The sequence below is a fragment of the Acidiplasma aeolicum genome, from assembly GCF_001402945.1.
Lineage (GTDB): Archaea > Thermoplasmatota > Thermoplasmata > Thermoplasmatales > Thermoplasmataceae > Acidiplasma > Acidiplasma aeolicum.
Genome location: NZ_LKBG01000012.1, coordinates 1 through 22,835 on the forward strand (window position 1 = coordinate 1; position 22,835 = coordinate 22,835).

22 protein-coding genes and 1 rRNA gene are annotated in these 22,835 nt (G+C 35.2%); 11 read left to right on the forward strand and 12 right to left on the reverse strand.

What is annotated here, in order from left to right; translation table 11 throughout:
- Positions 1–89 precede the first annotated feature (89 nt).
- Complete coding sequence (gene alaS / locus AOG54_RS00660) at positions 90–2,774, forward strand: alanine--tRNA ligase (RefSeq protein ID WP_048102161.1); 2,685 nt, start codon at positions 90–92, stop codon at positions 2,772–2,774.
- A gap of 28 nt (positions 2,775–2,802) precedes the next feature.
- Positions 2,803–4,614, forward strand: coding sequence for a hypothetical protein (locus AOG54_RS00665; protein ID WP_054964381.1), 1,812 nt, complete (start codon positions 2,803–2,805; stop codon positions 4,612–4,614).
- On the opposite strand, the gene AOG54_RS00670 is transcribed toward AOG54_RS00665, so the two are convergent.
- Positions 4,511–5,623: an isocitrate/isopropylmalate family dehydrogenase gene (locus AOG54_RS00670; protein WP_048101888.1), complete on the reverse strand. Its 1,113-nt coding sequence runs from the start codon at positions 5,621–5,623 to the stop codon at positions 4,511–4,513. The genes AOG54_RS00665 and AOG54_RS00670 overlap by 104 nt on opposite strands.
- Positions 5,624–5,712: 89 nt before the next feature.
- Between AOG54_RS00670 and AOG54_RS00675 the strand changes: the two genes are divergently transcribed.
- Entirely contained in the window at positions 5,713–7,077 is a 1,365-nt protein-coding gene (locus AOG54_RS00675) for an aspartate ammonia-lyase (RefSeq protein WP_048101887.1), read from the forward strand.
- 3 nt (positions 7,078–7,080) lie between these two features.
- Here the strand turns inward: AOG54_RS00675 and AOG54_RS00680 are convergent, their stop codons facing one another.
- Complete coding sequence (locus AOG54_RS00680; RefSeq protein ID WP_048101886.1) at positions 7,081–7,617, reverse strand: Lrp/AsnC family transcriptional regulator; 537 nt, start codon at positions 7,615–7,617, stop codon at positions 7,081–7,083.
- Between the two features lie 192 nt (positions 7,618–7,809).
- Between AOG54_RS00680 and AOG54_RS00685 the strand changes: the two genes are divergently transcribed.
- Entirely contained in the window at positions 7,810–9,018 is a 1,209-nt protein-coding gene (locus AOG54_RS00685) for a tRNA (N(6)-L-threonylcarbamoyladenosine(37)-C(2))-methylthiotransferase (protein WP_048101885.1), read from the forward strand.
- A 4-nt stretch (positions 9,019–9,022) separates the two neighbouring features.
- Here AOG54_RS00685 and dph2 read toward each other — a convergent pair whose 3' ends face one another.
- From dph2 to AOG54_RS00700, 3 genes are all read right to left on the reverse strand, one after another.
- The gene (gene dph2 / locus AOG54_RS00690; RefSeq protein WP_048102160.1) at positions 9,023–10,057 is read right to left on the reverse strand and encodes a diphthamide biosynthesis enzyme Dph2; all 1,035 of its coding nucleotides are present in this window, start codon (positions 10,055–10,057) and stop codon (positions 9,023–9,025) included.
- 99 nt (positions 10,058–10,156) lie between these two features.
- Positions 10,157–11,152: an NAD(P)/FAD-dependent oxidoreductase gene (locus AOG54_RS00695; RefSeq protein WP_048101884.1), complete on the reverse strand. Its 996-nt coding sequence runs from the start codon at positions 11,150–11,152 to the stop codon at positions 10,157–10,159.
- Positions 11,153–11,188: 36 nt separating this feature from the next.
- Positions 11,189–11,935: an MBL fold metallo-hydrolase gene (locus AOG54_RS00700; protein ID WP_048101883.1), complete on the reverse strand. Its 747-nt coding sequence runs from the start codon at positions 11,933–11,935 to the stop codon at positions 11,189–11,191.
- Between the two features lie 107 nt (positions 11,936–12,042).
- On the opposite strand from AOG54_RS00700, the gene AOG54_RS00705 reads away from it, so the two are divergent.
- From AOG54_RS00705 to AOG54_RS00715, 3 genes are all read left to right on the forward strand, one after another.
- The gene (locus AOG54_RS00705; protein WP_231563430.1) at positions 12,043–12,258 is read left to right on the forward strand and encodes a helix-turn-helix domain-containing protein; all 216 of its coding nucleotides are present in this window, start codon (positions 12,043–12,045) and stop codon (positions 12,256–12,258) included.
- Positions 12,259–12,323: 65 nt separating this feature from the next.
- Positions 12,324–13,454, forward strand: a complete 1,131-nt coding sequence (locus AOG54_RS00710) for a DUF373 family protein (RefSeq protein ID WP_048101881.1) — start codon at positions 12,324–12,326, stop codon at positions 13,452–13,454.
- A complete protein-coding gene (locus AOG54_RS00715; RefSeq protein ID WP_048101880.1) occupies positions 13,451–14,128 on the forward strand; it encodes a 6-hydroxymethylpterin diphosphokinase MptE-like protein in 678 nt (225 codons plus the stop codon). Before AOG54_RS00710 ends, AOG54_RS00715 begins: the two co-directional genes overlap by 4 nt.
- Here the strand turns inward: AOG54_RS00715 and AOG54_RS00720 are convergent.
- The gene (locus tag AOG54_RS00720) at positions 14,125–14,781 is read right to left on the reverse strand and encodes a 2-phosphosulfolactate phosphatase (RefSeq protein WP_048101879.1); all 657 of its coding nucleotides are present in this window, start codon (positions 14,779–14,781) and stop codon (positions 14,125–14,127) included. The genes AOG54_RS00715 and AOG54_RS00720 overlap by 4 nt on opposite strands.
- Before the next feature lie 151 nt (positions 14,782–14,932).
- On the opposite strand from AOG54_RS00720, the gene AOG54_RS00725 reads away from it, so the two are divergent.
- The 4 genes from AOG54_RS00725 to rpl12p are packed head-to-tail and all read left to right on the forward strand — an operon-like array spanning position 14,933 to position 17,328.
- Entirely contained in the window at positions 14,933–15,406 is a 474-nt protein-coding gene (locus AOG54_RS00725) for a 50S ribosomal protein L11 (RefSeq protein ID WP_054964121.1), read from the forward strand.
- A 2-nt stretch (positions 15,407–15,408) separates the two neighbouring features.
- Positions 15,409–16,053: a 50S ribosomal protein L1 gene (locus AOG54_RS00730; protein WP_048101877.1), complete on the forward strand. Its 645-nt coding sequence runs from the start codon at positions 15,409–15,411 to the stop codon at positions 16,051–16,053.
- Entirely contained in the window at positions 16,050–17,000 is a 951-nt protein-coding gene (locus AOG54_RS00735) for a 50S ribosomal protein L10 (RefSeq protein ID WP_048101876.1), read from the forward strand. Before AOG54_RS00730 ends, AOG54_RS00735 begins: the two co-directional genes overlap by 4 nt.
- A 13-nt stretch (positions 17,001–17,013) precedes the next feature.
- Positions 17,014–17,328 (forward strand): 50S ribosomal protein P1, encoded by a 315-nt coding sequence (gene rpl12p, locus AOG54_RS00740; protein WP_048101875.1) that lies wholly within the window; start codon positions 17,014–17,016, stop codon positions 17,326–17,328.
- 216 nt (positions 17,329–17,544) lie between these two features.
- On the opposite strand, the gene AOG54_RS00750 is transcribed toward rpl12p, so the two are convergent.
- From AOG54_RS00750 to AOG54_RS00775, 6 genes are all read right to left on the reverse strand, one after another.
- Positions 17,545–17,994: a peroxiredoxin gene (locus tag AOG54_RS00750; protein ID WP_048101873.1), complete on the reverse strand. Its 450-nt coding sequence runs from the start codon at positions 17,992–17,994 to the stop codon at positions 17,545–17,547.
- Between the two features lie 42 nt (positions 17,995–18,036).
- The gene (locus AOG54_RS00755; protein ID WP_052656804.1) at positions 18,037–18,486 is read right to left on the reverse strand and encodes a DUF1947 domain-containing protein; all 450 of its coding nucleotides are present in this window, start codon (positions 18,484–18,486) and stop codon (positions 18,037–18,039) included.
- A 2-nt stretch (positions 18,487–18,488) separates the two neighbouring features.
- Complete coding sequence (locus AOG54_RS00760; protein ID WP_054964122.1) at positions 18,489–19,865, reverse strand: hypothetical protein; 1,377 nt, start codon at positions 19,863–19,865, stop codon at positions 18,489–18,491.
- Positions 19,862–20,761: a transcription elongation factor Spt5 gene (locus tag AOG54_RS00765; RefSeq protein WP_052656802.1), complete on the reverse strand. Its 900-nt coding sequence runs from the start codon at positions 20,759–20,761 to the stop codon at positions 19,862–19,864. Before AOG54_RS00765 ends, AOG54_RS00760 begins: the two co-directional genes overlap by 4 nt.
- 10 nt (positions 20,762–20,771) lie before the next feature.
- Positions 20,772–21,008 carry a protein translocase SEC61 complex subunit gamma gene (locus tag AOG54_RS00770; RefSeq protein WP_052656800.1) on the reverse strand — a complete coding sequence of 79 codons (237 nt, stop codon included), beginning with the start codon at positions 21,006–21,008 and terminating at the stop codon, positions 20,772–20,774.
- Positions 21,009–21,134: 126 nt separating this feature from the next.
- Positions 21,135–22,604: ribosomal RNA gene (locus AOG54_RS00775) — 16S ribosomal RNA — on the reverse strand.
- Positions 22,605–22,835: the final 231 nt, after the last annotated feature.

The following is a 22,835-nucleotide window of genomic DNA, read 5'->3' on the forward strand; positions in this document are numbered from 1 at the left end:
TATATATAAAAATAAAATTTATCCTAAAGTATTAATTATAATGTATTTAATAAGATTATATTTATGTATGTCCATGCATTATGGACTATATGCCGGAAGAATTTGATATAGATTTTTTTAGGGATACAGGTTTTATGAGGAAACAGTGTATATCATGTTCATCATATTTCTGGACCCTTGATTCTGAGAAAAAGACATGCGGTGACCCTGCATGTGAAAGCTATTCCTTTATAGGCAACTCACCAGTATACAGGAAATATACAATAGATGAGATGCGTGAAGAGTTTATAAAATTCTTTCAGAATGACAGTGAATTCAGGCATAAATTTATTCCAGCATATCCCGTGGTTCCCAGATGGCGCGATGATGTGCTTCTTGTAAACGCATCAATTTATGATTTTCAGCCACAGGTTACGTCCGGGCTTGTACCACCTCCGGGTAATCCAATTGTAATGTCACAGCCAAGTATAAGGATGCTTGACCTCGATCTGGTTGGCAAAACCGGGCGGCATTTGACAACATTTGAGATGCTGTGCCATGATGCATTTAACTATGAGGATAAATTTGTATACTGGAAGAATGAAACAATACGATACTCATTTAGATTTTTAACTGAAAGGCTTAAGGTTGATAAAAATTTAATTACGTATAAGGAAAAACCATGGTTTGGTGGGGGGAATGCTGGCAATGCTGTTGAGGTTTTTGTTAGGGGACTGGAGGTTGCAACCCTCGTATTCATGGACTTAAAGGAGGACCCAAACGGCGATGTTGAAATAGAGGGTACAAAATATTCGCACATGCCATTGAGGGTTGTTGATACGGGATATGGGCTGGAACGTCTGGTATGGCTATCCGCGGCAACATCAACAATCTATGATGCAATATATGATAAAACAATTAATTTTTTAATAGAAAATTCTAAGGCTAAAAAAATTAATGATAAAATTATGGCAAAGATCTCAGAAATCTCAGCTGTTATAGACCCATACAGTGAAGAAAAGGTTATGAATGAAGTTAAAAAATTTATGGAATCCAAAAAAATGGAATATAATGAAGATTTCATTAAACAGCTAAAGTTTCTAAGAGAGGTTTATTCACTTGCAGATCACACCAAAACGCTGTTACTTATGTTTTCAGATTATGTTATCCCCTCCAATGTGAAGGTTGGCTATCTGGCCAGAACGTTAATAAGGAGGTCATTTAGATTTATTGATGATATTGGATTTAAATATGATCTTGAAAAACTCCTTGAATTTCAGTATGGTGAGTTTAAAAATATAATTCCAAGGTTCGATGAAAAATTTATTTCCGATATAATAAAGATAGAGAGGGAAAAATATAATGCTGTTAATCAATCATCATTCAACATTGTTAAAAAATTTATAAAGGATGACGATTTACCTCTGGACAGCATTATCCGACTTTATGAGTCCTATGGAATAAATGAGGATCTAATTTCAGATATTTACCACCAAATTACTGGTAAAACATTAATCATTCCGGATAATTTCCATGAACTGATAATTAAAAACAAGGAGATTGGCCGTAAAGAAACAAAAAAGCAGCTTACCTTTCCAGATATAAAAACAAGGCCATTGTACTACGACAACACAAAAATTCTTGAGTTTACCGCAAATGTATTGTATTCATGTGATAAAAAAATTATACTTAACCAAACGGCGTTTTATCCAGAGGGCGGTGGGCAGCCTTATGATCTTGGTTATTTCATATACAACGGAAAACGTATAAACGTCTTAAATGTGCAAAAATATGGTGATTCAATAGTTCATTTTCTTGATTCGGATATACCCGAACATTCTAGGATTAAGGGTGTTGTTGATTATAATAGAAGACATCAGCTTATGATACATCATTCAGCAACACATCTGCTCCTTGGGGTAATGAGGTCATATTTTGGAGACCATGTATGGCAGAGTGGGGTAAAAAAGGATGTTAATGAATCAAGGCTGGATATAACACATTATAAAAAAATCACCGAGGAGGATATAAAAAATATAGAGGATTTATGTTTTAGGGCCATAGAGGATGGTAAAACAATAAGGGTTACAAACGAGAAATGGAATACGGCATTGGATAAATACGGTTTCAGGCTCTTCGAGGGAGGGGTACCTGTATCAAAAACAATAAGGGTTGTAACCATCCAGGATATAGATTCGGAGGGTTGTGGGGGCACGCATTTAGATAACACATCAGAAATACATTTTATTAAAATAATAAAAACTGAAACACTTCAGGAGGGCATTCAAAGGGTTACATTTGCAGCAGGTCCGGCTGCATTAAGATACGTACAGAAATTATACAACATAATAAAGGCGGAACAGGAATATATGCGTGTTGATGAGGATAAAATAGCCGATCAATCAAAGAAATACATTGAGGAATTAATAAGTTTAAGGAAAACTTACGATGATCAGTCCAGGGAGATAACAAAAAATATTATAAATAACCCTGAAAAAATAAATAACATTAATGTGTATAACATTGAAAATTATACGAATATAAAACTGCTTATATCGGCACTTCAAAAGTTTAATCAGGAATCCATAGTAATCAACAGGCTCCAGAATGAGGTTATTATTTATATAATATCCGGGCAGGCATCATCAATTACAGACAGCCTTATAAGCTTAATAAAGAATAATGGTATCGAGCCGGACAGGGTAACAAAATCACATGGTATATGTATAATGAATGTAAACAACATTAAAAATACAGATATACTATTGGATTCTATTAAAAAAGTGAAAAGTTAATTAAGGTGATTTTGGTAAGTATAAAAGTATGGACAATCCAGATAAAATTATAAATTTAACAAAATTTTATTTTGATTTTAAGAAATATGAGATATCAGAAGATTCAATAACATTCGATATAAACTGTAATGGCGATGAAAGGAATTTTTCAGAGTATATAGATCAGCTTAATTTAATTGGATACACAGCATTTACTGATTATTATGATGGCTGCAAATTAATAGTTATAAAATATAGCAAACATGGTGGGCATTCCATTATTAAGATCATTATGGGTATAATAACAATTTCCACAATAATTTACAGTGGATTTATATATGATTTATCATACTCTGGTGGAACTCCTGTTAAAAGCCTGCTGGGAGGTATATTTTTTTTTGCAGTCCCATTAATGATTATTATTTTGTTCCGGGAGTTTGGCAGATATATTGCATTTAAAAGAAGCGGCATGCATTATTCCTTTCCAATTATGGTCCCATCCCTTGGTATAGGCACACTGGGTTTTATTAATACATCAAGGGATCAGTATAAAACCGGAAAATCCATGCTTTTTTCAGGATTTTTATCAATACTCTTTGGTTTTATCTCATCAATAATAATTATAATTCTGGGCTTTTTTTATGAGCCTTCAGTATTAATATATCATAACATTGATTACATGCCCGTAAATAGATTGGATTTACCATTAATGTCAACATTTTTTTTAAACAAAATAATCCCTGCTGCAAGCTTAAAGCCTCCAATGGAATTTGCAGGCTATTCAGGATTAATAAGCACTGCCCTAAATGCACTTCCATTAGGATTTCTTGATGGTGGTCTTGTATCCTCGGCAATTTCAGGAAAAAACCAGATATATTTATCCATTGTTTCAATTATTATACTTCTAACTTTAAGTTTTATATTTCCGTTTATACTTATACTTTTAATTATCTCCGTTATAATAGGAATTAGAGGGCCGGCACCGTTAAATAATTTGATAAAAATTCCAAAAAAGGCAATGATTACCGCAGCCACCATTGTTACTTCCATACTCATATTTACCATGGTTCCTGCAGGGATTCAGGTCAATCATAATGGCGGAATAACTGTAAATATGCCATCATATGTAATTGTCAATAAAAACTGGCATGAAAATGCAACGCTTAAGGTGAGCATTGTAAACCACGGTGCTGGGAGAATAACCCCACAGTTCTATATAGATAACCTGAGCATGGTGGTTAACAATGGTCCCATGTATATAAATCCTGGTGGTTCAGGAACTTATAATATAAGCATTATGACGTATAATACAAACCTGAGCGGTTATAAAGACTATAAAATGTTGATATATACCGGTATGCAGACTTACAATGGCACGCTTAAGGTATATTATATTAAATCCACGCCAACAATGGTATCAGGAAATTACAGTAATACAAGTTCCGGAACAGTAGTGATTGGTGCAATGGTTGGAAGCAATATAACACTTAAAATATCAAACAATCTAAATTATACAATGAATTTACAGGCGGTATCGATATCCAACGGTATGGATATATTCAAGCTGACAAACTCTCATATATGGGAAAATATAACAGCGTCATCAAACATATTTGGCAACGGTATTATGCTTCCGCCGGACCACTCAATAAATATTACATTTAGGGCCCTAACACCAGGAACATGGATAATATTATTCTATTCTAATAATACATCCACACTTGTTATAATAAATGTGCATGCAGTTCATAAAAGATTTACATTTTCATTCTTTTTATTATTTCATCAGCAAATTCAGAACATTTTACAGGCTCAATATGCTCACGATCTGCAAGGTCCTTGGGGAGCTTATTCTCAATAAAGGTCTGGTGAACCGCATTTTCAATTATCTCAGATGATTTTTCCCATCCAAGGTACTTAAGCATCATTGATCCAGACATTATAAATGAGATTGGGTCAGCCACATCATACCCCGCATCCTGTGGTGCAGATCCCTGTATTGCCTCGAAAAAAGCAATACCATCACCAAAACTTCCACCATATTCTATATTAACCGAATTAACCAAAAATGATAATATAATCCTGTTTGAATAATTATCAAGTAAAACCATATCAAAATTTTCCGGATGATCAATTATCTGGCCGATAAATTCAGTTAATTCCATAATTTCAACATCCGGACTTGGGTTTAATTTTAATATTTCCTCCCGGCACCACTCAGGAAACTCTGGGTTTATCCTGCTATATACAATTGTTATTCTGTTCTTTCTATTATAATTATAATACTCGGCTGCAAGTTTTGCCATTTTTTTTGCCCTGAATCTGCTCTGGCTGATTATCATCAGGGCTGAATCCTGGCTTATATTTATATCATAATTTTCTGACATAAAATTAATTAAGTCCCTTGTTTTTTCAGAGGAATAATTAAAAGTGATTTCATTGTTCACCGAATCCCTGATTACTGTAATATACAGCCTTTCAAAATTTTTTATCATAACCGATATGCCCGGTAAATATCTTATTACCCTGACATTGGCATATAATCCAAGTTTTTGCCTTAAAAGTACATTTATGTTGCTTCTGTCCGGAAGGAAATTAAGTGTGGACTTCATTATTACCCTTATCTTTTTAATTTCCTCAAGTGAAATATCAGGTATGTATCTACCATACCTCTCATATGCCTCCCTGCCAATTATTATCTTATGCCATTCTATTGATTTTTCTCCTGAATAGGCTAGTTCAACAGCACTGTTCACGACCTTAATCATTGATGCTGTAATTTCAGGCCCGATGCCATCACCCTCAATGTATCCAACTGTGGTATGATTTGGTACATTCAGTTTATTATCATCGGAAACTGTTATGTTCATACACCACTTTATGCTTTATTTTATTTAATTTTATTGTTTGTTTTTTATTTCAATTAAAAGTTTTTTATACAAATTAATAATAATTGATTATGAGAACAGAACATGATGTTATCGGCGATGTATCCATAGAGGATAATGTTTATTATGGTGTAAATACATACAGGGCCAAAAATAATTTTCAAATCTCAGGAATAACTGCTGATTCTGATCATATAAAATCCATGGCACTTGTTAAAAAGGCTGCGGCATATGCCAATTATAAATCAGGCAAATTGGGGGAGGACCTGTACAGGGAAATATCCAGGGCATGTGATAGATTAATCAACGGAGAATTTAGGGACCAGTTTGTTGTTGATGTGTTTCAGGCCGGTGCTGGCACATCATTTAACATGAACACAAATGAGGTAATAGCAAATATCGTGCTGGAATCAATGGGCCATAAAAAAGGCGAATACAAATACGTGCATCCAAACGACATTATAAATATGAGCCAGTCAACAAATGATGTGTATCCAACAATGATGCGTGTTAATATAATGATTAAATCACAGAAATTCATCGAAAATGCTGAGCATCTTTTGGAATCATTAAAATCCAAGGCCATTGAATTTAAGGATATATATAAAACCGGGAGGACACATCTTCAGGATGCGGTCAGGGTAACCCTGGGTGATGAATTCAATGCATATTACTATGGATTATCAAAGAGCCTTGGTGAATATAAAAACGCACTTGAGTACATCCTTGAATTAAATATAGGTGGTACTGCAGTGGGCAATGGTGCAAATACACCGGAAAATTATAAAAAATATGCTGTTGAGGCGCTTTCCACGGAAACTGGCTTTAATTTCAGGGAAAGCCCTAATACCATGGGCATAATGCAATTTATGACCGATTTTTCAAGGGTTATGAATGCACTCGCTAACATATCCCTTGATATAAGCAAAATAGCCGATGATCTGAGGCTCCTTTATTCCGGCCCAGGATCGGGCATACATGAAATAGTTCTGCCGGCTGTTCAGCAGGGATCATCCATAATGCCCGGGAAAATTAATCCATCAATAGCCGAGGCCATGAATATGATATGCAATTCCATACTTGGATCACAGATGGCGGTTAATTATTCCGTTAAGGCGGGACAGCTTGAATTAAATGTAATGATGCCACATATGGATTACGAAATATCAAAGTCCATAGACAGGCTCTCAAATGGAATTAAAATGCTTGATGAAAAGGCAATATCAGGAATTAAACCCGATTTAAATAAAATCAGGGAAAACATGGAAAGAAGCTTTGGTTCAGCGGCACTTTTAAACCCCTATCTTGGCTATGATACAGTGGCAAAAATAGTTGAGGAGGCCCTTGAAACAGGAAAAAGCATTAAAGAACTTGCACTTAAAACAGGAAAAATAGACGAAAAAAAATACAATGAAATATTTAGCTTTCTGAAATAATTTTTATATACCAACCCATGGGTCTTTTTTAAATGCCTTTGAAACTATCATTGTATCGTATTTTATAACTCCCGGTTTTGTTGCAAGCTTATCCTCAAACTCCTGTATTGCCTCAAGATTCAAAAATAATCCCTGAAGAAGCAGCTGATTCTGCCCCCTCCTTCTGTAAAGGGAAAGCACATCAGGTTCATTTGCTATATCCTCTGCAATTTCATCAAGTTTTTCTGCCTCTGTATCTATTCTTATACATACCTTTATGCTATTTTCTATGGAATGCAGGTCAACAAGTGCAGAGAAACCGGTAATAATTTTTTTTCTTACAAGCTCATTAATCCTGCGTCTTACAGTAGCCTCACTGGTATTAAGCATTTTGGCTATTTCAGCATTTGACATTCTTGCATTATATCTCAAAAAACACATAATTTCCTTATCCAGCTCGTCAAAAGGCAGTATTGATGCGTCAATTTTGCTCCATCTTATGGATAAATCACACTCATAATTTTTACCGTCATTTTTATCTATATTTTTTTCTTCTGTCATATTTTTGTATTTTAATTCGATATATAACTTTTTTTATTTTTTTATGAACTAATTTTACTTTTTATTATCGAAAAATAATGTTAAACTATACTAATATATCACCATATTGCTTTATATAGTAGAAAAAAATTTTTATTTGTTAATGTAAATTCATAAAAATCATTATTAATTAATTTGCCATATATGACCATTATGAAAATATATTTTGAATCATATGGATGCACTCTTGAAAAATCCGAATCATCATTATATTTAAATAAGCTGCTTATGGATAAAAATAACACACTGGTTTCTGATCCGAATAAGGCTGATCTTAGCATAATAGGCACCTGTGTTGTAATAAAGCACACAGAGGATAAGATGATCAGGAGAATAGCCGATCTATCCTCAAAATCCAAAAGAGTGAAGGTTCTTGGATGCCTTAGCACAGTTAACGGAAACACTCTTGAGGGAGAGAATATTGAGGTCATTAAACCCCATGAGTTCAGGGATTTCTACCGTGGGTCTCTGGATGATATTGTAATAAATTCCGGGGTTTATGATGGTATACCAATAAACCAGGGGTGTACAGGAAGCTGTAATTTCTGTATTTCTCATATAGCCCGTGGAAAATTGCTATCAAGACCTCCAGAAAAGATTGTACGCCAAATAGAAATGGAACTGGATCGCGGTATACAGGAAATAAGAATATCATCTCTTGATACCGCGGCATATGGGAAGGATCTTGGCATTGATCTTGCCGACCTTATAAACAGTATAGTTTCCATAAACCGTAAATTTAAACTGCGTGTGGGAATGATGGAGCCAAGAAACACACATGACATACTTGAAAAATTAATAAAATCATATCAAAATGATAAGGTATTTAAATTCCTTCACCTGCCAGTTCAGAGTGCTGACAATAATGTTCTTTCAGCCATGAACCGTGAGTATACCATTGAGGAGGCCTCCAGGGTTTTCAACGAATTTAAAAAATCTTTTCCGGATATGGTGTTATCAACAGATATAATACTTGGATATTATAAGGATTCTGAAGAAAGCTTTGAAAGAACATATAAATTCATACAGGATCTTAAACCTGATATAATAAACGTTACAAGGTTCTCCCCAAGACCATACACAAAAGATTTTGATAAGCAGCCATTAAATTCAAATACACTTAAATCATGGTCAAACCAGTTAATAAAGCTCCATGAGGACATAATATCAAAAAAATTTGAAAGATTCATTGGCCGTGAGGAGAATGTCCTTATAACCGAGACAGGGAAAAATGGCACATCCATAGGCAGGGATCTAAACTACCGTCCTGTGGTGCTAAGTGGAAGCTACAGAAAGTATGAAAACGTAAAATGCAAAATAGTTTCATTTGGAAATAACTATCTTATTGGAGATGCAGAATAGATTATTATGCATTAATGCCTTTAGTTTCAGTATTTTTATTTTCCTCCTGTTTATCCACAGAGACTATTTCGTCCATCACATACCTTTTACTTTTTTTAAATCCAAAAATTAAATCAAATTCAGTGGGCGTAAGCACAGGCATTTTAAACTTTTCCTCATCGTCTATTGGCACCCTTGGGCATCCTGTGAAAATAATGGCATCACACATGAAATTTTCAAAATCGGCAGGATTAATATTATCTGCGCTTGTCATTATAACATTTTTATTAAGCGCCTTTAATTTTTCATAAATTTCATTTGCAATTTTCATTCTGTACTGTCCAATCTTGGTATCGACAACAACACAGAATCTCTTGGCATTCAATGCCCTTTCCATTCTTGCATAACGTTTTTTAAGAAAAATATCAGTATCATGCCTTATATTATGTATCTTTTTATCATTTAAATCAAGGATATAAACATCCCTGTCATCTGAAGATAACTGCACACCTATGCCATGGAAAAGTCCGGTGCTTATTAGGAGAAATGCATCAACATATAGAGATACAGAATGTGCAGTGCTAAAATTGCATCCAAGAACCTGCCCAGGATATTTTAGCCTCCCATCGTTTTTCCCAACGTAAACACTGAATCCGTTTCTTTCCAATCTATCCTTTATATAAAGCATTTCATTGTAGTACTGAACAGATGATAAAAGACCAATTTTATTTATGCCATCAGATTTAAGAACATCAAAGGTGGAATCATCTATTTCAATGGTATTGTAATAATATTCTATGAAAATAACAGGCAGTGGATAATTTATATTTGGTATCTCTGTGTGGCCTAGCTGAACAATGCAGTCAACACCTTCATAAATCTCCCTATTCCCAATATCACATGCACCGTAAAATGATGATGAGCTTACTATTACATTAAAATCTGAAGCAAAATAATTAAAAATGTCAAATGCCTGTGGTTTAAGGCCGTCTGGAATCTGTAATAAAATTTTTTTCGCATTCATCCGCTTTAACTGTTTAAATGCCTCCTCCTTATCCATAAAAACACCAATCATGGTATATGCCTTATTTATAAATCAAGTTATCTGTATAACTTTGAAACAAATAAAATATAATAAATAATGCATTGAATTAAATTTTTATAAGTTAAGGCTTGAGCTGTGCCCACCAAAGATTGATGCCTCAGGGTTAAGATACTTCTTTATTATATTAATGGCCATGTATGCATCCCCGCCCTCAACTGCAATCAATGGGTGTATTGGCTCCCCGGCTATGGAGGCAACGTCACCAACAGCATATATTCCTGGAATATTTGTTTCAAATCTATTATTCACCATAATGTTTCTTTTATTTGGGCTTGTCTCAAGATTTATTGATTTAAATAGGTTTGCCTTGCCCACATGGCCTATCGCTATGACCAGCCTGTCCAGTTTTAATATTTTGTCTGTATTATCATTTACATTATGCAGTGTAACATTTTCAAGCACGGAATTCCCCGAAATCTTTGAAACGCTGGTATTCATTATGAATTCAATTTTCTGGTTTTTTCTTGCATTTTCAAGGGTCTTCTCTGCAGCCCTGAATTTTTCACTATGATGTATTACATAAACCCTGGAAGCCACCTCCGCAAGTTCGTTTGCATAATCAATGGCAGCATCACCACCTCCCACCACTCCAACAACGGTATCCTTAAATTTTTCTATGTCCTTAACAGTATAACTTAAGCCTTTGTTAAGATAATCATCCTCTCCCGGGCACCCTATTTTCCTTGGTGTGAAATCTCCCATGCCGGTACATATTAATACAGCACGTGATGAATACAATTTTTCACCATTAACCTCCACATTGAACCCATTATCAGTTTTTATTATATCTGTAACCTTGGAATTAAATAAAATCTCATTGCCAAACATTCTTGCCTGTTCCTCCATCTTATCCCTTAATTCCATTGCGTTTATTCTTGGTATTCCCTGAACATCATAAACTGTTTTCTCTGGGTAAAGCTCTGGTATCTGTCCGCCACTGTAATCAAGCGCTTCAAGTGTAAGGCTCTTTATATCCCTCAGGCCGGCCAGGAATGTTGAGTAAAGACCAATAGGACCGGCACCAATTATTATCAACTCATAGTTTTGCATATGACTACATTAGGTTTTACTACAAAAATTTTAGTATTAAAATGTATAAATAGAGCTACCATTTTCCTGAGATGCACACTCTATTGTTCTATATTTTTTTCCACGGTTGCCTAGATATGACTTGGCATATGATAGGGCTATATCTGGTGTATTATTATTCTCACTAAGATGTGTAAGTATTATATGTGTATTTTCTGAGGCTGATTCGAACAGGGCATCGGCACTCTGTTCATTGGATAAATGGCCGTACTCACTTAAAATTCTTCTTTTTAATGGCTCCGAATACTTACCGTTGATTAACATATTGTAATCATAATTTGATTCAAGGGCAAGTATATCAGAATTTTTTATGCAGTATAATAAATCATCTGAAACCCTGCCAAGGTCAGATACAACAGCCATTTTAATGTTTCTATTTTTAATTATATAAACCACAGGGTCAATGGCATCATGGCTTACACTTACAGGTATTACTGAAAAATTTCCAATTGCAGTTTCATCATTTATTTTAAAGCCGGATATATTCAATCTTTCAAGTGTTCCAGGCCTGGAATATATATCTGCACCTATATTTTTAGAAATGGTTTTGGCCCCTGAGGCATGGTCGGAATGCTCATGGCTGATAAATATAGATTTTTCCAGATCATCAAAATTAAATGATGCAGTTTTGGTCCTGAATTTTCTCAGGCTAATACCCGCATCAATTATTATTAAATCATCCTCATCCCATATTAATGTTGAATTGCCCCTGCTTCCTGAGGCAATCATAAGGAAATTTATCATGGTTCATAATATTATTATTGTATTATAGATTTTTTATTTAAAAATAAAATAATATTGCTTTATAATAATGTTTATATATTTACCTTAAATATATCCCCCTGATAATCATGGATGATCTATCACCTAATGCACAGAAAGTTTATGATGCCATGAAAAAAATTGGCGCGGTTTCAGAAAGCAAATTAAAGACAGCAGACGATATTATGAAGGCTGCAGGTCTGGGCAAATCAATGATAACTGCATCATTGCAGGAATTAATGGATAAAAAATATGTAAAAAGGGTTGCAAGGCAAAAAAGTGCCGGGTATTTTATAACAAAATAAATTTTTGTATTTTATTTTTATAAATAAATATTTAAATAGTTTTATCTCTTTATTAATATGCACCTATGAAGACATTAATTTTAAACATCGACCGGGATAACGATTACGGTATGAAGGCCGGTATTACCGGACCGATTATTGGATATAATAACTGTTACAGGGCAGCCACTGCCCTGATAACAAAGGACCCCGAAGATTCTGATTCAAACGCACTTTTTGGTGCACTAAAACATTACCAGGAATTAAAGGATAAGGGAGAAAATGTGGAAATAGCACTAATCACCGGTGATAGTGACGTTGGGGAAAAATCAGATGAGATTCTGAGCCTTCAGCTTGATGAGGTATTAAACATGGAACATTATGATGATTTAATCCTCATTTCTGACGGTGCCGAGGATGATTATATAACACCAATAATAGCATCACGAATTAAGATAAGGTATGTTAAGCATATTATAGTAAGGCATAATGAAAATATTGAATCCACATATTATTATATTGTTAAAGCCTTTAAGGATAAAAAAGTTTCAAGGAAGTTCACCGTGCCTGTTGGTCTGCTTTTACTCAGCTATGGTATTGCACTGCTAATATTTACTGTATATTCCATGATAATAAGCAGGTCATATGTTATTATACCATCAAGCGGTGCAATTATGCTTGTTACAATAGTTATAGGTTCCTATTTTATTTTAAAGGATGCGGATATAAGGCCAAAAATTGTAACAGTATTAAGCGCTTTAAAGGAATATTCAGAAGAAACAAAGATATCCATGCTATCATATGTGGTGTCCTTCTTTATAATAATTATAGGCATTGCATATACATATGAGCAGACACTTAAAACAGTACCATTGTTAAATAAAATTCTGGTTTTTCTGGCAATAATTTCATGGTGGGTTTACGGGTCTTACCTATCAAGATCATTATTTGAGGCCTTTGATATATCATTTATTAGCAAGGCTGGAAGGCTCTCAAAAATATGGTACGGCGTATCATTTTCAATAGCCCTAGAGTTAATTACCTACGGAATGATAAATTATATAAGATATGTTGTGGGCTTTATAAAATTTTCATCTTTTATGATCTACTTTGTCTATCTGATAGCCGGGATTATTATGGCCCTCGTCACAGCAGTAATACATAAGTACCGTTCAACAATAAAATCAAAGCAAAAATCATTATTTGGTGTAAAATGAATTTAATACAATGGTTAAAAATATATGAGGATATAACAGACTCATTGGGGATAAACCGCAATGAAGATTTAATATCATCATTTATTCTTTCAAATTATATTAACAGCAATGAAAATTTTTTAAAAAAATACCATGGTAAAAATTTCTTTATAGTAGGAAATGGAAAAAACATGCCTGATGGATTAAATTCAATATCTGGCGGTGTGGTTATTGTTGCCGATTCAGCAGTAACAAGATTCCATGAATATGCATCAATTAAGCCCGATATAATTGTTACAGACCTGGATGGTGACATTAATTTAATTCATAATTATTATAAAAATGGTACTGATTTAATAATACATGCTCATGGGGATAATATTAATAAAATACTCAAGTATTCATCGAAATTCCCAAGGGCAATGGGAACCACACAGAACATACCCATAAAAAACATAAAAAATTATTTTGGATTTACTGATGGGGACAGGTCAGCATTTCTTGCAAAGTATCTTAATGCTTCCAGTATAATATTGATTGGATTCTGTTTCAAAGAGGTTACCATAAAGCCATACTATGACGAAAATTCCATAGCATTTAAGAAAAAAAAGTTATTTTGGGCAAGGAAACTTCTTGAAATACTTGCCAGCGAAAGGCATAAAAAATTCATTGAATCAAGTGTGATTGAGATTTAGTTTTTTGTAATTATTTTGCCATCCCTGTATATAACAGGATAATTATACATATCAACCTTTATTGAATAGTCTATATCATGACCCGCACCCATAATCTTTAATCTTTTTGCTCCATGACTGTTTATAATTTTATTTATATAATCATCAATATTTACCTCATTTCCCTCAAGCCTGCTTTTAAGCATTTCTGCATAAATATAATCCTCATCAGATTTACCATCCGGTCTGTTAGATACCACAAGGGAAATATTTTCATTATCTTTAATGGCATTATAGGTTGCCGTTAAATTTATAAATGAAGAAATATATATATCTCCAGGATATTTGATAAGCTTGAATAGCACCTTAATACCGTTTGTTGATGTAAATAAGACTATTTTTCCAGAAAGGTCAGCATTCATAATGGAGTATGGTGAATTTTCAAAATTAAACCCGGGTATTTTTAATCCAAATCTTTCCCCACTGGTAATATAATCCTGATTCTTATTTTTTAATTTTCTTGTCTCTGTTATGGTTCTTACCGGAATTACATATTTTGCACCACGGTATAAAATTAATGGAATTGTCGTTGTAGATCTAAAAATATCTATCAGAACTTTTGTTGAACCGTCAAAAATTTTTTCTTTTCGCCCATCAACTATATTTACATTCATCTGTATTGTATAATATATAAATATAAGTTATTTTTTATAGGAGCATAAATTTTCAAAAACTATTATGTAATTTTTATAATTGTTAAACATTTTAAAAAAGAAAAATATTAAAAATATGTTTATAATATGGTATAATCAAAAGGTGTAACATATGGTTGCTGTTAAAACAATGGTTGAGGGAGGTAAAGCCACAACTGGCCCGCCTCTTGGTCCGGCCCTTGGACCTCTTGGGCTCAATCTCGGACAGGTTGTTAAGGATATAAACGAGAAGACAAAATCCTTCGCGGGGATGCAGGTGCCTGTAACCGTAAATGTTATAGACCCCGCCACAAAAAAATATGAGATAATAGTGGGTGTGCCCCCAACATCCGCCCTCCTAAAGAAGGAGGTAGGAATAGAAAAGGGATCAGGAAATGTAAAGGAAAAAATAGCTGGCAATGCGACACTTGAACAGATAAAAAATGTTGCAAAGGCCAAGAAACCATCATTACTTTCATACAATATGAAAGGAGCTGTTCTGGAGGTTTTGGGAACTGCTGTTTCCCTTGGAATAACAGTGGAGGGGCAGAGCCCAAAAGAGATACAGAAAAAAATAAAGAACGGCGAAATAGAAATAGGTGAATAATAATGGCCGGTGGAGTAATTAAAAGCATACAGGAAGCAAAACAGGGAAAGGAAAGAAAATTTAAGGAAAGCCTTGAGCTTGCCTTTAATCTAAAGGATGTTGATATGTCGGACCCCAAAAACAGAATCAATGAGGAAATAATACTTCCCGGGGGTCGTGGCAAGGATATTAAGGTTGCGCTCATAGCCAGTGATGAAATGAGGCTAAAGGCACAAAATGCCGATTATAAATACAGTCTTGAGGATTTAAATAATTTTATAGACGATAAAAAGGCATTTAAAAAGCTTGTAAATAAAATAGACTTCTTTGTGGCTGAATCTACAATGATGGGGTCTATTGGTAAAAGTCTTGGTATAATACTGGGACCCAGGGGTAAGATGCCAAAACCCGTGCCTCCAGGCCAGGACCCAACACAGTTGATAGAAAATCTTAAAAAAAGTGTAAGGGCGCGCAGCAGGGACAAAAGGACTTTCCATGTTCCCATAGGCGTTAAGGATATGCCAGACGATGTGATTTCCCAGAATTTGAATGCAGTTGTTAAAAGGGTTATATCACATCTTGAGAAGGGAAAAAGCAATCTTGCGTCTGTGTACATAAAATCTACCATGGGCAAGGCTGTAAACATAGATTTGGGTGATATAGAATGAGCGAGCCAGCAAAATGGAAGGTTGAATTGGTAGATTCGATTACCAACGAAATAAACAACAGCCCGGTTGCAGCTGTTGTTAGCATAAAGGGCTTAAGAAACAAGGAATTCCAGAAGATCAGAAACGATCTGAGGTCAGATGCACATATTAAGGTCATGCGTGCAAGGCTCCTGCAGAGGGCCTTTAAAAATAGCAATAAAAAAAGCATAGGGAACATGGCAGAATTTGCCAACGGACAGGTTGCACTTTTAACAACAAAGGAAACACCAAAATCAATATATGACATACTAGAATCAAAAAGAACAAAGGCAGCAGCCAGAGGCGGTGAAATAGCAGAGGATGATATAATAATAGAGCCAAAGGAAACAAATTTTCCACCAGGCCCAATGATAACTGTATTTCAGAAGGCAGGTATACCAGCAGGTATTGAAAAGGGTAAGATTGTAATAAAAAGTGAGGTAAAACTCGTAAAGAAGGGAGAGGTCATAACAAAGGATAAGGCACAGATACTTGAAAAACTTGAAATACTCCCTGTTACAGTTGGACTTGACCTTCTCTCTGCATATGAGGATGGCATTATATTCACAAGGGATGTGCTATCAATTACCGTTGAGAGCATAATGGCAGATCTTTCAAAGGCATTCTTCGGTGCAAAAAATATTGCAATGGAAATTAAATATCTCGTACCGGAAACTGTTAAAGAATTTATTTCAAAGGCATATCTGGAGGCACAGGAACTTGCATTAACCACAAACTTTGTGGACGAAAAGAACATTGAAATCTTTATAAGGAAGGCTGCAATAAATGCTGGCGCAATTAATGCGTTAACAAATAAAGATTTAAATAATGAAAACATAGAGGATAAAAAGGAAGAAAAGAAAGAAGAAAGCAAGGAGGAAAAATCTGAAGATGATGCAGCTTCAGGACTCGGAGCTTTATTTGGATAAGGAGGTAGTTTGAATGGAATATATATATGGAGCATTGTTACTCCACACAGCTGGAAAAGAAATAGATGAGGAGAACTTGAAGAAGGTACTCGAAGGCGCAGGAGTTACTGCTGATGAGGCAAGATTAAAATCTCTTCTTGAAAGCATGAAAAATGTGAATATAGATGAGGTTCTTAAAAATGCAGCAGCAGCTCCAGTAGCCGCAGCAGCACCTGCACCGGCAGCATCTGAGAAGAAGGAAGAGAAGAAAGAGGAGAAAAAGAAGGAAGAAAAGAAAGAGGAAGCAGAATCAGATGCAATGGCTGGACTAAGCTCTCTGTTTGGATAAATATATAAATGAATTAATATGAATTTAAATAATTTTTTTTGGTTATTAATAAAATATATTATACCACTTGCAATTTTAATTTACTCTCTTATAAGGTTTAACTCATTTTTACTGCTTATATCAATAATATGGCTGATTTCCTCCATTGGGGTAACAATAATGGATGCTGATATAAAAAATAATTTTATTTCCGATTAAATATAACAAATATAAAAATTATATTAGATTCAATTCTTTGAGTTTATCATAAACCTCTTTTGCATGGTCCTTTGGTGTAACCTTTGGAAATACATATACTATTTTTCCCTTATTTATTATATAGGTCACACGCTTTGCGGTTGACAGCCCAAGAACTCCGTAATCCTTAACTATTTTCTTTTCCTTATCTGAAACAAGTGTAAAATTTAATCCTTGCTTTTCCTGAAACCTTTTATGCGATTCTGGTGAATCGACGCTGACACCAAGAACCGTCACGCCATTTTCATTAAAAAGGTCTATATTATCTCTGAAATTCTTTGCCTCCACGGTGCATCCTGGGGTGTTATCCTTTGGATAAAAATAAAGAACCACCGTCTTATCGGCAAAATCGCTCAATTTTACCCTGTTCCCATCCTGATCTGTGGCCTCAAAATCCGGTGCAGTATCGCCAACATTTAATAATTCCATGATTATATATAATTAATAAATTAATAATATTTTTGTATTTTTTTAAAATAATTTCATGATCTGATCATTCATATAATGTATTATTTTAACAGCCTCTCCCTTTTTATTCCTCATTATATTTTCACCATCATCCATTGCAATTCCCAGTGCAATATAATAACCCTTACTGCTTTTTATATAAACTGTATCCCCTTTTTTAATATTAATATCCATATCTATAATGCCGGGTGCGAATAGGTTTGAACCATTATTTATATGGGGTTCTGCCCCTGAATCTATAACCACCACCCTGTCCTTTGGCTTAATGTAATTAATAAGGTATATTGTTGGCATATCATTGACTATCACAGGTCTGCCCATATAATAATATATTTTATCCTTCTTTTTTTCCTCAACCTCAATATTTTCAAGTCCTGATATGTCCATGCCCTTTGCTGCCATCTTGTCCCTTAATTCTTTATAATCTTTTTTTGATATTACATGTTTAGACATAATTAATCAATTATGGCTTTTAATTTATTTAACTCTTTGTTAATCTCAGTGCCATTTATTATGTTCTTCATATATGGGTATATTAGCTCTCCAAGTTTTTCCTCACTGTCAGAGAAACGCCACCCCTCATTCTTTCCAAGAACAGAAAGAAATGCAGAGTATATCCCCTTTTTTATTGGGCTATCCACTGATCCCCTCTGGCCATACACTATCCCCGCCTCCTCACCGTGGCTAAAATATTCTGTAATCAGCCCTATTAAAAATCCAGAATTTTCAGACCAGGGCTTTACTATTTTATTTTCCACATTTTTCCTGTTTTTAATATCTGCAGCCATATTCATTATCTCAAGTGGACCACCTTTTAGTTTTTTTATTTCATCATCATTTAAACCATACATCAGTTTAATTATTTCATTTTTATATCGGGGAAATAGAAATTCAAATATTTTCCTCTGGTTAGCGTTTTCCAGATAAAATCCTGTTTTTGATTCCCTTAATTTATCCTTGATAAAATCTGAAATTTTTGGGTCAAAATTTAATATTTTTACAAAATCCTCAACACCATAATTTTTATTATCTATTACAAAGAGTGCATTATTTTTTACATAATTAATCTTGAATTTTTTTATTTTTGAAAAGAACGTTCTGCCATCTATGTTATTATTTATATACTCAAAAACTGTACCTTTATCATCATCGATGAATTCAAGAAAATCAGTTTTAATATCAAGATTGTAATCGTACATTGCAATGTGTTTAAATAATAAATATGGTATGTTCTGCTGAAAATCCTCATAAATAATAATTTTTATGTTAAACAAATTGAACTCCATTTTATTTCCGGAGGTCCCAAATATAACATCACCATTTTCTATTTTATATTGAAGTTTTTCATCATTTAATATATCCTTAAGGGTTTCTATATTAATCATGTTTTTACATGTTGCCTGAAAAAAATTGGAGGAGGAATAAATGTTTAATTTTTTGTTTTTTATAACATTTTTAAATGCAAGCAGCCTGTAAACAGTATTGTTGTAATTTTGAACCCCTGATAATATATACTCATCGGAATTTCCCCTTTTGCAGAATGATACAGACCCATAATTCGTTTTTATTATTCCGGTTAATGGAACCCTCTCATTTTCCAGTATTTTATAGGATTCTGATATGGCACTGAGCAGCTGGTCTGCGGAATTAAAATATTTTCCAAAATTTTTGTTCTGCATCATGGCCTCAATCTTTTTTTTATAAGATTTTACCGGGCAGAACATGCAGCTATCGGTGCATTCAGGAAGTATAACAAGTGGGTCTTCAAAAAATTTTTTTATATTATCAATAAATTTTCTTTCACTATCTGCTGAATTACTTTTAATTTTCATGCCTTATCAAGATTTCTAATGGCCTCAGCCTTTACCGTTACCGGTATTGGTACCATGGATTCTATTAACTGGACTGTTACCTCCTCCCTGGCGGCATCTATTGATGTTATCTTTGCCCTTTCGCCCTTGAATGGCCCCTCAACAATCTCCACAAGGGCCCCCATTTCAAGGCCCGTAACCGCTGGCTTTGGTGTAAGGTATTTTTCTATCTCTGATATATCTATTTCACCGGAAACCAGACCCTTAAATCCCCTTATCTGCCTTGCCAGAAGCTCAACGCGGTCCACATGCATGGTTTCGATAAAGAAGTATCCCTTTATTTCATATGGAGACATTATTGCCATTATTTCATTTTCAGCATTTGGGTTGCTCTTTTTTCTATCGTCCCTGTCCTTCTCCCCATGATTTGAAAGGTCTATGGCAATATCAAGTTCCTTGCCTATTGTACATTTTGCTATTATTATTACCGGTCTTAAAATTACCTTAAATATTTTATTATACTTATTTATGCCATCCTCTGAATTTATTGTTAGATTTACTGTGAGTGAGTCATTCATATACCCCCCTCTTGGGGTATCTATCTCTAAATTCAGGTCGCGGCTTTTATTTCCCTCTATATCAAAATCCTCATTTATTTCTTTATTATCCTTTGGGGACAAATTATAATCATTTTTTAATTTAATCTTCCATTCTATTAATGGATCTTTCTGATTGAAGCTGCATTTTATATTTACATTAAACTTTCTTTTTACATTCTGAATGTTTTTAACAGTTAAATTTAATGGTATTAAACTGCTATCAGTATCCTTTTCCTCCCTCTTCTTAATTTTCTTATTGCATCCCGCATTTATTTCATCACCAATATTTGATTCCAGCCATTCAAATTCCTGTTCCATTAAAACTCACCTAAAACACTATCTGCATTATATAATATATAATAAAACCTATTAATCCTAAAAGAATAATTCCAACACCTGCTATAAGGGATATTTTAGTGTATTCCTCACCTGTTGGTTTTTTGGCCATTTTTAAAATCCTTGAATATTTTCCCTTGCCTATTCCCTGAAATCTTCTCTCTATTTTCTCCTGCTGCTCGATTAGCCTGTCCTCAACGGTCTTTTTGTCCTGGGTAGTTTTATCCATCATATTGATAAGACAAACATAAAATAAAATCTTTTCTAAATTGTATTAAAATTCTTTATAAAAACATTAAAGCATAACAAAAATTAAAAAATAAAAAAAGTAGTGTAAGGCAAAGCTGCCTTTTCATGGAGGTGATCCATCCGCAGGTTCCCCTACGGATACCTTGTTACGACTTAACCCTCCTCACCGACATCAGATTTGACTTAACCCTCTCGAATTAAGCCTCATCCAACACCAACTCGGATGGTTTGACGGGCGGTGTGTGCAAGGAGCAGGGGCATGTTCACCGCGGGTTGTTGACCCGCGATTACTACGGAATCCAGATTCATGAGGGCGAGTTACAGCCCTCAATCCTAACTATGGACGGGTTTCGCGATTAGCTTCCCCTTTCGAGGTTGCAACGCATTGTCCCGTTCTTTGTAATGCGCGTGTAGCCCGGGAAATTCGGGGCGTACTGACCTGCCGTCGACCGCTCCTTCCTCCATCTTAGCGATGGCGGTCTCTCTAAAGTGCATGTATATTCGCATATACATTAGCAATTAGAGATGTGGGTCTCGCTCGTTATCACACTTAAGTGAACGCCCTACGGTACGAGCTGACGACGGCCATGCACCACCTCTCCTGCTATCGAGTAAACTCGTCAGGTTGACTCTCATCCACAGGTCGTTCCCGGTGAGTTTTCCGGCGTTGAATCCAATTAAACCGCACATTCCTCCCGTTGCGGTGCTCCCCCGCCAATTCCTTTAAGTTTCAGTCTTGCGACCATACTTCCCAAGCGGCCCACTTAACACCTTCGCTCCGACACTGCCTTCCCTCAACGGAAAAGCAACATCAAGTGGGCAGTGTTTACAGCTAGGACTACCCGGGTATCTAATCCGGTTTGCTACCCTAGCCTTCGTTCCTCACCGTCAGATTCGTTCTAGTTAAACGCCTTCGCCACCGGTCGTCCTTCCAGGATTACAGGATTTTACCCCTACCCTGAAAGTACGTTTAACCTCACCCGATCTCAAGTTTTGCAGTCTCTTCAGGCCTTCTGAAGTTAGGCTTCAGGATTTACCTGAAGATTTACAAAACCGGCTACGAACGCTTTAGGCTCAATAAAAGTGACCACCACTTGTGCTGCGGGTGTTACCGCGGCGGCTGGCACCCGTCTTACCCAGCACTTATTCCTTATACTTTTTAGGTATAAGAAAAGTCTTGGCTATGCCAAGACACTCAAGCTCCCCGTGTCGCGCTTTCGCGCATTGCACAGTTTTCGCGCCTGCTGCGCCCCGTAGGGCCTGGACTTATGTCTCAGAGTCCATCTCCGGGCTACCCCTCCCAGGGCCCGTACCCGTCTAAGGCTAGGTGGTCCGTTACACCACCTACTACCTGATAGGCCGCAGACTTATCCTTGGGCGTCGAAACTTTCATTGCCTAAACCTTCCAGTTTTAAGCAACTATAAGGTATTAGCCTCAGTTTTCCGAGGTTATCCCTTTCCCAAGGGTAAATTATCCACGTGTTACTGAGCAGTATGCCGGCATCTTACGATACCTTGACTCGCATGGCTTAGTCGGAACTTGATAGCAGTGGCCGCCGGCAGGATCAACCGGAGTTAATCCTACCTCCACTTTTATTGTTAAAGAAATTAGCGGCTTTGCCTTACATATCGGAACCCATTATTCAAATGGGAACTTCATCTCTGCCAACCCTGGAAAATAGATTTCATCCAAATGCATTTTCATGCATATTATCCATCTATCCGTTTGAGATTGGTTTTGTGCTACTATTAGTAATTACATATCTGTATATAATATTTTTCAATTTTAGAGATTTTATAAATTAGA